Raw genomic sequence first — 1,952 nt, 5'->3', positions numbered from 1 at the left:
CCATGGAGACTCTGGCATACAGGGTGCGCGTGCTGAATGCCCCGGCGCTGGCACATGTAATCCGGCACCCTACGCGTGCCTTGGATGTGATAGCGAACGGTCATTCGCTCGCCGCATTTGGCGCAGATCGCCAAGCCTTGCAGCAGCGCCGGCCCCTCGCGAGGCGCCCCTCTCTCACGGTCGAGGCCAAGTGCGTGGGCATTGTCGCGTAGGATTTGAACGTTCTGTTCGAACTCCTCCCAGCTCACGTAAGCCTCGTGCGCATCGCGAATCAGCGCGGTCCACTCCTCGGGCGGCAGTCGCAGGCAGACGTTCTGACCATTGGGATGCTTGCGTTGCCGCGTGCGCCCAAAGCAGAATGCACCGGCATAGCGCGGATGATGGAGAGCCCACAGCACGCGTGCGTGTTCGAGCTCGGTCCACAGTACATCGCCTTTGCGCTCTCCGCGGTGAATCCGGCGCGGGAACTGAAGACCCTGGTCACGAAAGGCCTTGACGGTCGCGGTGGCTGAGCCCGTGCGACGAAACGTGCGGAAGAGCTGACGAACACTCTCCTGGATACGTGCATCCGGGTCCAGGCGCACGCGCCCCTCGGTGTCGTAGACAAAGCCGATCGGCAGCCGCATCTCGAGTTCTCCGCGGCGCGCCTTGTTGAGGATGCCACCGCGTAGCCGTGCTCGCATGACGTGCAACTCTGCCTCGCTCATCGTGCCCTTCAGGCCGAGCAGCAACCGATCATTGAAATGCGCGGGGTCGTATATTCCATCTTCGTCAAGAATTAGGGAGTCGGCGAGTGCGCAGATCTCCAATAGCCGATGCCAGTCGGTTGAGTTGCGCGCCAGCCGAGACACCTCCAGACCCATTACGATCCCGGCCCGTCCCAGGCTCACCTCGGTGACCAGGCGCTGGAAGCCCTCGCGCTCGACCGCAGATGCACCGGATAAGCCGAGGTCCGAGTCGATGACCACGACTTGATCGTTGCGCCATCCGAGCGCGATGGCGCGCTGTCGCAGAGCATACTGGCGCTTGGTGCTCTCGGTATTCTCGAACATCTGCCGCAACGAGGACTGCCTCACGTACAGATAGGCGTTCCTCTTGAGGTGTCTTGCCTGTACTTTCGAGTGGGTCTCTGCAGTCATCTCATCCCCTCTAGCGCTGTCGCGATTGCCATGGTTGCCACGATGTCAACCAGATTCTGTTCGATACCTACAGGCAGGCTCAACCCGCTCCTCGCGGCCACGGGCACTGGGCGAGGCGAGCCGTCTTCGGCCGCACACTTCATCCAGGCGGCCATCCCCTTGAACATGACAAGTGCGCGACCGCGCATCATCGTGCGGCCGCATTCGCCTGGCTCGACGACATCTTTACGCAACGCCTCGTAGTATCTGGTCAGCACATGAACATCAAGCGTTGCCGCGGGGGCTTTTATGGCCGTTTTTTTTTCGACCGCGCCAAGGCGCGTTCCACGGTGCGTCGATGCACTGTCAAACCGAAGCGTTCCGCGATCCGTTCAACAAGAATTTGCGCATCGAGACCATCCTCCACGGCACGTGCATCTTCGATGAAGCGCATCACGTCGTCGGTGATCTTGTGTGGCCCGTGGGGGCCTCGCTTGTCTGGCAGCAGCCCGACCAGGCCCTCTCGATCAAAGTCGGCCTGCGCCTTGTAGAACGTCGGTCGGCTGACCCCAAAGTGCGCAGCGGCATCGGCGATGGCCTGACCATCGACACGTACGCGACGCAGCATTTCATAGCGGGCCTGAACCAGATCGCGGGGGTCGAAGAAGTCGCTGGCGGTAAAGGCGGGATCATCGATGCCCTGCGAGTGAGGATTCACCGTGCCGCTCTCTTCGAGCGCTGCAAGCTTAGGATCGGGTTTTCGAATGCGAGTCATATGTAATCTAAATTATGCCCACGCATCGCCTATGTCAAGGTTTTTTACTAGAAAAAAGT

At 60.8% G+C, this 1,952-nt stretch carries 2 protein-coding genes; both read right to left on the bottom strand.

What is annotated here, in order from left to right; translation table 11 throughout:
* Positions 1 to 1,139: recombinase family protein (locus ACGLHR_RS51580; RefSeq protein WP_400103842.1), on the bottom strand; the 1,139-nt coding region annotated here is incomplete at its 3' end.
* 286 nt (positions 1,140 to 1,425) lie between these two features.
* Positions 1,426 to 1,893: a helix-turn-helix domain-containing protein gene (locus ACGLHR_RS51575; RefSeq protein WP_400103840.1), complete on the bottom strand. Its 468-nt coding sequence runs from the start codon at positions 1,891 to 1,893 to the stop codon at positions 1,426 to 1,428.
* Between the last annotated feature and the right edge of the window lie 59 nt (positions 1,894 to 1,952).

Source organism: Cupriavidus sp. CuC1, from assembly GCF_044627735.1.
In the GTDB taxonomy this organism is placed as follows: domain Bacteria; phylum Pseudomonadota; class Gammaproteobacteria; order Burkholderiales; family Burkholderiaceae; genus Cupriavidus; species Cupriavidus ulmosensis.
The sequence above is the reverse complement of the archived record's forward strand: the minus strand, read 5'-3'. Positions and strand labels throughout refer to the sequence as shown.